Below are 8432 nucleotides of genomic sequence, written 5' to 3' on the forward strand. Positions count from 1 at the left end.
CACGCTGCGGGAAGCGCTCTGCCAGCGCTGCTATCCGCATTTGTTTCGTGGACATGACCTCAGGTTCCTGTGCACCTGCCATGTTTCCCTCTTGCGGTTCTGATGATTGGCCGCCCCTTCCCTCCAACGGGTCCCGTCGAGCCGGTTCCCCGCCTTCCTCGGTACTATGAGCGACTCCGACTCCCGCCTTTCCTTCCGGTCGGCTCCTGGTGGTCACCTGACCGTACCCCCTGAGTGCCTGCTGTTCGCTTCCGGCGCCGCCAGGCACGACAGCGTCGGACCGGGGGCTTTCGCCGCAGGCAGCCCCGTGCCTGTGCCATTGCCTTTCGGGGGAGAAAGGCGGGCCTCCCAGGTTCCTGGGAAACCCCTGTGTGCACATGCCCTGCTCTCTGACACCGGAGATCCCTCGCCGCCAAGCCTGTTCGGCGGGTTGGTGTTGCCTTCCATTACGGGCAGAGATGTCGGCGATCTCGATTCAATAATTTCGGTGCTCTATCGCACGGCCTATGCACTCGTTGTCTACGCTTCGCAGTGGCGGTTGCCCGACACCACGCAAGACTCACTACCGGCTGGTGGCTAACCTTGGCCGGGTGGGACTGTCACCCACTGGGTTTCACCTCGCAGTTTCCGCCATGCATTCGCATGGCTTCCCAAGCAACCAGGCTTTTCCTGGCGCACGCCCGCCTTATTCAACGCAATGACGTCAGCACCGGAGGCCTGCGCCTGTAACATGAACGATGAAAAGTCGTTATTGGGGAATGGATGACGCGCACGCCCTACGATGGTGCCACCGTTTTCAGTGACCACGCGCTCGACGTCTGCTTCCAACGCATGACCAAAAGAGTAATCGGCACTCAACAAGTACCAGTTTTTGTAGCCTTCTTCGGTAATGGCTTTGGCGGTGCCGTTCGACATTGCCCAGGTGTCATACACCCAGTGAATATGATTCGTAGAGCAGTGTTCGTTGGTCACGCCGGAGGAGACGGCACCATTCACCAGCCCCAGCTTGTCGGCCTCCTGCAGCAGACTCACGGCTGCCAACGTGACCGATGATGCCACCAGGCCCGTGACCATATCGACGTTGCGCTCATCGATCCATTCACGCACCACGCTGGAGCCCACGTCAGGGCTGTTACGATCATCGGCACTGAACACCACGATATCCGCACCGTTGACACTGCCGCCAACATCCTCGATCGCCATCTGAATGGCATCGAGCCCCAGAGGACCGATAGGATCGCGGTAAACGCCTGACATATCGGCCAGATAGCCAATGCGGATTTCGTTATCAGAAATCCCTTCATGGGCGGCAACGAAAGGAACGAAGCCTGCAGCAACCACCGCAGAGGCTAACGCAGACAGGGTGAAACGACGTGATAACGGCATGAGGGTACCTCGCTATTGTTGTTATTGAGGTGAAAATCACAACGCTGGCGTTGCGCCTTCACTCATTGAATCACGGGCATGGCGGTGACTCATTTTCATGGTAAGAGCAAACAGGCCTGCACTGTTTACCTATTGAGCCAGTTTTTTTGCAATTCGTGCCATTTGCAGTGTGATCCTTGCCACGTTCATGGCGGCTTGCGTTGGCGAGCCAAGCGGCACCAGCGTTACAATGGGGCCACTGGCCCACAGGAGAGATGACCACATTGGCGACTCAGCAAGCACACGACGCGTTACCTGAAGCGCTACAGTTTCGCCCCAGCACACCGCTGGTCGATATTGGCGCCAACCTGACCCATGAGAGCTTTCAGCGCGACTTGAGCGACGTAATCGCCAGAGCCCGAGCCGCCAACGTGACCAGAATGATCGTCACGGGAACGGATGTCGCCCACGCCAGGCAGGCCGTCGAGATGGCTCGGCAGTTTGCGGGGCTGTACGCCACTGCGGGGGTGCATCCCCATGATGCCAGCGGCTGGAGCGAAGACGTGGCGCAGGCGCTGGGCGACCTCTATACACTGCCCGAGGTGGTCGCGGTCGGTGAGTGCGGGCTCGACTTCAACCGCAACTTTTCCACACCGCAGGAGCAGGAGCGCGCCTTTGAAGCGCAGTTGGCCCTGGCGGCGGCATCCGGGCTACCGCTGTTTCTTCATGAGCGTGATGCAGGCCAACGCATGCGTGAGATCCTGCACCACTGGCGCGACGATATCAGCCACGCGGTGATCCACTGCTTTACCGCAGACCGTGAAACGCTGCGGGGCTATCTGGAGCTGGACCTGCACATCGGCTTGACGGGCTGGATCTGTGACGAGCGGCGCGGGCATCACCTGCGTGACCTGGTGCGCGAGATCCCGCTGGATCGATTGATGGTCGAAACCGACTGCCCTTACTTGCTGCCCCGTAATTTGCCCGCCAAGCTGAAAGGCAGACGCCATGAGCCTGCCCTGCTGCCCTGGATCGTGCAGGAGATTGCTCGTTGGCATCAGGTAAGTGACACTGAACTCGCGGCGGCGACCACCCGGACCGCCCTGCAATTTTTCCGTATCGACACGGATACCTAGAAGGAACAACAACCATGGCCGACTACCCCGGTTTTATTGCCATAGAGATAGGTGAAGACAATGGCTTGCCGCTGTCGATTGCATGGTCACTGCCCGATGGGCGCATCAAGCAGACCTTGATCCAGCCGGATGACAGCTGGATTACCGAGGACAGCAATGTCATGGGGGCTTACAGCATCGAAGAGCTGGAGAGTCTGGGGGTCAGCCCGCTGGATGTGATCCGCGAGCTGGAGAACGACCATTTCTCGGCCACGCTGTACACCAGCGACAACGGCGAAGATGAGGCCGCCCTTGCCCGCTTGTTCGACACCTACGGGCTGGACCCTTTTGTGGAGCTGGCGCCCGCACAAGTGCTGTATGAAACCCTCAGTTCAAGCGAATGGCACCGCCTGCGCAGTGATACCTTCAACGACCTTGGTCTCGAACCCATGCGCCCCGAGCACGAAATCGAGGTCATGCTGACCCTGCATCAGCAGTTGTCCGAGGCTGACTAACCCTCCTTCACCAGGGCATCGTCCAGCAGGCGGTGCCCCTGCCGAATCGCCTGCTCCAGCGTGTCCTGGTGCTGATAGTAGCGCGCCAATGCCGTCCGAAACGCATTGGCGCGCAGGGGCAGTCCCTCTTGCCGATAGCGCTCGGCCCTCGCTGCCACGCGTCTTGCGAAAGCCTCCCGGTCCACCTCGCCCGCACCGCCCAGATTGTCCACACTGACATGGAACGTACGTCCACACGCCTGGGTAAACAGTTGCTCCAACGCCTGGGGGGCCACTTCGGCCTGTTCGAATGCCTGTTGCTGTTCCGCCGTGCGCCCGTCCGGGTAATACCAGTAGCCATAATCTTCCCACTGGCGGCGTTTTGCGCCTGCGATGCACCAGTGGCTGATCTCATGTAACGCACTGGCAAAATAGCCTCGTGCAAAGATCACCTGATGGTAAGGCGTTTGCTCACTCATCGGGCGGTAAAGCGGCTCATCGCCACCGCGAATCAGCCGAGTCTGATAGTGGTCTGCAAACACCCCATCAAACAGCGCAGTAATATCGTCGAGCGTCCAGCGCTCTTGCGGGTCAGTCACACCGTTATCTCATTCATGAACGTTGCACTAGTATAACGAGGGACCCATCCTTGGCTAAAGAGGAGAGCGCAAGGTATAGCGACTCCTGCTACTCTATCGCCTTTTCCTGGGTCTCTTTGCTAAATAGGAACCATACCTTGGGCGGCTTCACTAGCGATATCAAGAAAATTTACTGGCCTGAAACACGCACACTCATGGCCCTGGCGCTGCCTATCTGTGGTGCACAGCTTGCTCAGGCAGGCATGAGCGTCGTCGATGTGATGATGACTGGACGACATGATGCCACGTCGCTGGCAGCGGTGTCGGTAGGCTCCAGCCTGTGGATGCCTCTGATGCTGTTCATGACCGGCACGCTGATGGGGCTGACGCCCATCGTGGCCCAACTGCTGGGAGGCCAACGCAACGGCGCCATTCGCCCCGCCGTGCATCAGGCGCTCTGGGTGGCGCTGGCGCTGGGCCTGCTGGCCGCCCTGCTGCTGCGCACGGCCGTCATGCCGATCTTCGAGCTGATGAACGTGCCACCGGCAGTGGCCACCGAGTCGGCTGCTTACCTGAGCGCGGTGGCCTTCGGCATGCCAGGCATCGCGCTATTTCAGGCATTGAGAGCGTTTTCGGATGGCATGAACCATACCCGGCCAGCCTTGTGGATCAGCCTGATTGGCCTGGCCGTCAATATTCCCAGCAACTATGTACTGATCTACGGGGGGGATGGGCTGGTCAGCCTGTTCGGCGCCTCACTGCCTGATACGCTGCAGCAACTACCCGCGCTGGGCGCCTTTGGCTGTGGCATTGCCACGGCCTTCTCCATGTGGACCATGGTCATTGCCATGGCACTCTACACACGCCGTGGCACGGTGTACCGTAGCGTTTCCTTGTGGCATGGCGCCACCTGGCCGCAGTGGTCGGGCGTGCGTGAGCTGCTCGTGGTCGGGGTGCCCATCGGCGTCGCGATTTTTGTCGAGGTGACGCTGTTCACACTGATCGCCCTGTTCATTGCCAGCCTTGGTGAAGTGACCGTGGGGGCTCACCAGATCGCGCTGAGCTATACCTCGATCCTGTTCATGCTGCCCATGTCACTGAGCATGGCACTGACGGTGCGTGTCGGTAATACGCTGGGGCAGCAGCGCCTTTCCCTGGCCCGCAAGGTTGCCTGGAACGGTGTCGTGATCAGCGTGATCGTCGCCGCGTTCAACAGCACGCTGCTCTGGTTCACTGCCGCACCGGTCATCAGCCTGTATACCTCCAATAGCGACATTCAGGCCCTGGCGCTCACGATCATCGCTCTGGCGGTCATCTTTCAGCTGTCGGACTCGCTGCAAGTGAATCTGGCCGGCGCGCTGCGAGGCTACAAGGATACCCGCATCGTCATGGTGATCACCGTCCTTTCCTACTGGATCGTCGGGCTGGGGGGCGGTCACTGGCTGGGAACCTATGGCATCGGCGGCGAGTCACAGCCGCTGGGGGTACACGGCTACTGGATCGGCCTGATTGCAGGGCTCACGACAGCGGCCATCTTGCTGGCTTGGCGATTACATCGAATCAGTCAACGGGAGTGACCCCATGCGGCCTTCAAGTTTCTACCGCTCATGCCTCGTGATGCCCGTCGTCATGTCGGCCAGCCTGGTGCTGGCTGGCTGCGGCGACAACAGCGCGGACGAGGCCTGGGTGGCCTACCAGCGTTCGACTGCCGAGGAGCTCGGCATTTCCGCTCCTGAACGCCAGCAGCCCCGTAACATAGGCGCCTTTCCCGACCGACGCCAGCGCGTGATCGAACTGCCGGCGATACGCGAAGGCATGCTCAATATCTATGCGTTACGCGAGTGTCAGATCACCTCCCTGATTGCTGCCAGAAACAATCAGCTAGGCCGTGTCGCACCGCCCAGCCAGCAATGGATCTACGAGCGCACGCTGTGGCAACGCCTGGATCACTGCTGGAACAGCGATATTCCTGAACGGCTGGGTGACGATGACGCCCATCGCCTGGCACAGCTGACCCAGCTCAAAACCAAGCAGCTGCCCTTTGCGACCTGGAACGCCATCTTTGCCTCGGAAGAGTGGGAGAAGAGCTTCGCCCGCGCCAGTCACCCTCTGCACACGCTCCCCGATCAAGACTGGGCAGAACAGCGGGCAGCACTGGATTATCTTGAGCAGATGATTACCCAGCAGTTCAATCAGGCCTGGCAACACGACTCCTCGACTCTGGAAAACCATCTCAAAACGCTCCAGCAGCGCCCGCTGACCGCCGAAGTGCTGCGCGCCTTGCTGCTGGCTGAGCAGCGCCTGAACGAGCTAAACGCGGCCATCGCGCAGACCGAACCAGACGCAGGGAGCAGCTGTTGGTCAGAAGCCCTGCCTGGCTGGGTAGACCAACTGGAGCAACGCGCAGAGCAGTGGCTGGTGGCGGTGAATAGCCTTTTCGATACCCATGCCGTCAGCCCACCACCAGCGGTGTCTGACTACCAGCAGGCCTGGCTCGACATGCAGAACCCGGAGGCCCCCTGGCAGCAGTTTCAACGGGCTCTGGCGCATCATCGTCAGTGGGCGCTTACCCTGGCGCCCTGCACACAGCATTAAATATGCTCGCCATGCTTAACCTTCCAGACAAGGTGTGCTATTGGTGAAGGTAGCGGCAGATGAAAATCACTGTCTGCCAATGTCGTGACCACGCAGTACAAGGAGGGACACCATGGGCTCACCCCTGTCAACTCGCTCTGCCCAGGTCATCGACCTGGATACCGTGCGTCAGCGTCAGCAGGCGCGAAAATGTCTCGTTCGCCTGGCTCCGGAGCTGGACGGATTGGAAATGGTTTACCAGCTCGCTGCGAGTCCCGACACCTACTATGGTCTCCCCATTCTGGCCTGGGGCTTGAGAGAAGATGGCAGCATTACCGGGCTGGTACCCTGGATGGAGTCTCTGGCAGCCTGCCATGAGCTGGACAGCGAGGAAAGCGGTTGCTTCGTCGGTTACCGTGATCCCGAAACCGATGAAATCTTCGATGCCCCCCCCGACCACAAGTACGACGAACTGGTCGCGGCTGCAGGCTATTTCGAGTATGAGGCATCCGGTGAAGTGACGCTGATCCAGCAGCTTCCCGATACCCTGGGAACCCATGCATTGTGCATGAACCGGCCCAATGCTCCTTGGCACATGAAGCCGGTCTACGGATGGCGCCTGTACAGCGACGGCAGCGTCGACGCGCTGCTGGCTGACGAGCAAAAAGCCACTCTGATGCCGATCCTGCTGGGTGATAACTGCCTGTATGACGCCCACTCGCGCCATCACACCGTCTATTTCTTCCAGCGCCACATCGCTAATCGTATCCTCGAAGAGGACCCCGCCACACTGGAAGCATTGGCCATGATGGTGATCTCCGACAGCGACGATCGCTCTTGAAGCCATCCCGGCAAGGCATTGCACCATGGTCTATGCATGCCTTGCCGGGGCTCCCCAGTATCACGCCAAACGGATAAAGTAGACGTAGTGGTCGTCTGAGCCCTGTTGCTCGATAAGCTCGTGCCCCAGGAATTGGCAAAACTTGGGGACATCGCGTGTCGTCGCAGGGTCCGTCGCCATGACCTTCAGCACCTGGCCCGACGCCATGTCACGCACCTTGTTGTGCATCAGCATGATGGGCTCTGGGCAGTACAGCCCGGTGGTGTCCAATTCGGCATCGAAAGCACTGGGGGCTTGTGTAGGATCAGTCATCGACTCTCTCGGTTAGGAAACAGACACTATGATAAAAGTCATCATTGAACGACGCATCATGCCCGGCCTGGAAGATGAATACGAGCAGGCCGCACGCGAAGCCATGCGCGTATCATTGGGCATTCGTGGCTTCGTTGGTGGTGAAACGCTGGTAGAGCGCGGCCACACCGACCGTCGGCTGATGATCACCAAATGGCGTGACCTGCGCGCCTGGAAAGAGTGGCACGCCAGCGAAGCGCGCGCCATGGCCATGCAGCGCATTCTGCCCCTTCTCACCGAAGATGAGGCCATTCGTATCTATGAGCCGGGGTACTAGGCGAGCGTTCAGCCAGTCAAGCACACCTTCTCAGTGTAGCAACCTGACATGCACCGTCACCTCTTCCCGATCATGGTAGAGGTGACGGCAGCTTATTTTAGCGCTTACCCCCGCTGACGCCAACGAGGCTTCCAGCGTCGTCAGGCAGCGCGTCACTTCATCCCAGCGTTTCTTCATGGGCAGCTTCAAGTTGAAGATAGCCTCACGACACCATTTACGCGTCAACCAACGCTCTACCATGGCCAATACCCGTACAGGCTTGTCCACGATGTCGCACACCAGCCAATCCAGCCGCTGAGGGGGCTCCCAGGTAAAGCCGTCTTCACGCAGGTGGTCGATCTGACCAGTCGCCATCAGGGCTTTGTCCATGGGCCCGTTATCGATGGCATAGACGTACATGCCCCGCTGCACCAGCTGCCATGTCCAGCCGCCTGGCGCCGCCCCCAGGTCGGCTGCCTGCATGTGCTCCGCCAGGCGAGTATCCCACTGATCGCGTGGAATGAATTCGTGCCAGGCCTCTTCCAGTTTCAGCGTCGAGCGGCTTGGCGCACGGGACGGAAAGCGTAGCCGCCGGATTCCGTTCAACAGTTCGCTACGATTGTCAGGGAAGCTCATGCCGAGCTGCACACGGTCTCCGTCCGTCCAGAAAATATGCAGCCGCCTTCCGCCAGCCTTGCCGCGCAGCGCCCCGCGCTTTTTCAGCGTGTTTTGCAGCGGGCGAGTGAGCGCCTTGATCAACCCCGACAGCGCTTTGCCATCGTTGGTATCCGGTGTTTCGTGCCAAATCTCTTCAAAGCTCCAACGGCTGGCTTTGACCTGATCGAGAATGGCGGTCAG

Annotated in this window: 9 protein-coding genes and 1 pseudogene; 6 read left to right on the forward strand and 4 right to left on the reverse strand. The window is 59.8% G+C overall.

Annotation, left to right across the window (positions count from 1 at the left end):
- Positions 1–678 precede the first annotated feature (678 nt).
- Positions 679–1386: pseudogene (locus HSS18214_RS17880) on the reverse strand (ABC transporter substrate-binding protein); the annotation flags it as partial.
- A 254-nt stretch (positions 1387–1640) separates the two neighbouring features.
- Here HSS18214_RS17880 and HSS18214_RS0105495 point away from each other — a divergent pair.
- Positions 1641–2501, forward strand: coding sequence for a TatD family hydrolase (locus HSS18214_RS0105495; RefSeq protein ID WP_016914303.1), 861 nt, complete (start codon positions 1641–1643; stop codon positions 2499–2501).
- Between the two features lie 14 nt (positions 2502–2515).
- Positions 2516–2995, forward strand: a complete 480-nt coding sequence (locus HSS18214_RS0105500; protein WP_016914304.1) for a hypothetical protein — start codon at positions 2516–2518, stop codon at positions 2993–2995.
- Here HSS18214_RS0105500 and HSS18214_RS0105505 read toward each other — a convergent pair.
- Positions 2992–3573, reverse strand: a complete 582-nt coding sequence (locus tag HSS18214_RS0105505; protein ID WP_016914305.1) for an elongation factor P hydroxylase — start codon at positions 3571–3573, stop codon at positions 2992–2994. The genes HSS18214_RS0105500 and HSS18214_RS0105505 overlap by 4 nt on opposite strands.
- A gap of 137 nt (positions 3574–3710) precedes the next feature.
- Here HSS18214_RS0105505 and HSS18214_RS0105510 point away from each other — a divergent pair, with 137 nt between their 5' ends.
- From HSS18214_RS0105510 to HSS18214_RS0105520, 3 genes are all read left to right on the forward strand, one after another.
- Positions 3711–5129 carry an MATE family efflux transporter gene (locus HSS18214_RS0105510; protein ID WP_016914306.1) on the forward strand — a complete coding sequence of 473 codons (1419 nt, stop codon included), beginning with the start codon at positions 3711–3713 and terminating at the stop codon, positions 5127–5129.
- A 4-nt stretch (positions 5130–5133) separates the two neighbouring features.
- On the forward strand, positions 5134–6147 hold the full coding sequence (locus HSS18214_RS0105515) for a DUF3080 family protein (protein WP_016914307.1): 1014 nt from the start codon (positions 5134–5136) through the stop codon (positions 6145–6147).
- A 112-nt stretch (positions 6148–6259) separates the two neighbouring features.
- Positions 6260–6967: a hypothetical protein gene (locus tag HSS18214_RS0105520; RefSeq protein WP_016914308.1), complete on the forward strand. Its 708-nt coding sequence runs from the start codon at positions 6260–6262 to the stop codon at positions 6965–6967.
- A 60-nt stretch (positions 6968–7027) separates the two neighbouring features.
- Here the strand turns inward: HSS18214_RS0105520 and tusA are convergent, their stop codons facing one another.
- A complete protein-coding gene (gene tusA / locus HSS18214_RS0105525; protein WP_016914309.1) occupies positions 7028–7279 on the reverse strand; it encodes a sulfurtransferase TusA in 252 nt (83 codons plus the stop codon).
- A gap of 28 nt (positions 7280–7307) precedes the next feature.
- Here tusA and HSS18214_RS0105530 point away from each other — a divergent pair, with 28 nt between their 5' ends.
- On the forward strand, positions 7308–7595 hold the full coding sequence (locus HSS18214_RS0105530; RefSeq protein ID WP_016914310.1) for an antibiotic biosynthesis monooxygenase family protein: 288 nt from the start codon (positions 7308–7310) through the stop codon (positions 7593–7595).
- A 30-nt stretch (positions 7596–7625) separates the two neighbouring features.
- Here HSS18214_RS0105530 and rlmM read toward each other — a convergent pair.
- Positions 7626–8432, reverse strand: an 807-nt coding sequence (rlmM, locus tag HSS18214_RS0105535; RefSeq protein ID WP_016914311.1) for a 23S rRNA (cytidine(2498)-2'-O)-methyltransferase RlmM, incomplete at its 5' end; no start/stop codon positions are given.

This window comes from Vreelandella stevensii S18214 (assembly GCF_000275725.1).
In the GTDB taxonomy this organism is placed as follows: Bacteria; Pseudomonadota; Gammaproteobacteria; order Pseudomonadales; family Halomonadaceae; genus Vreelandella; species Vreelandella stevensii.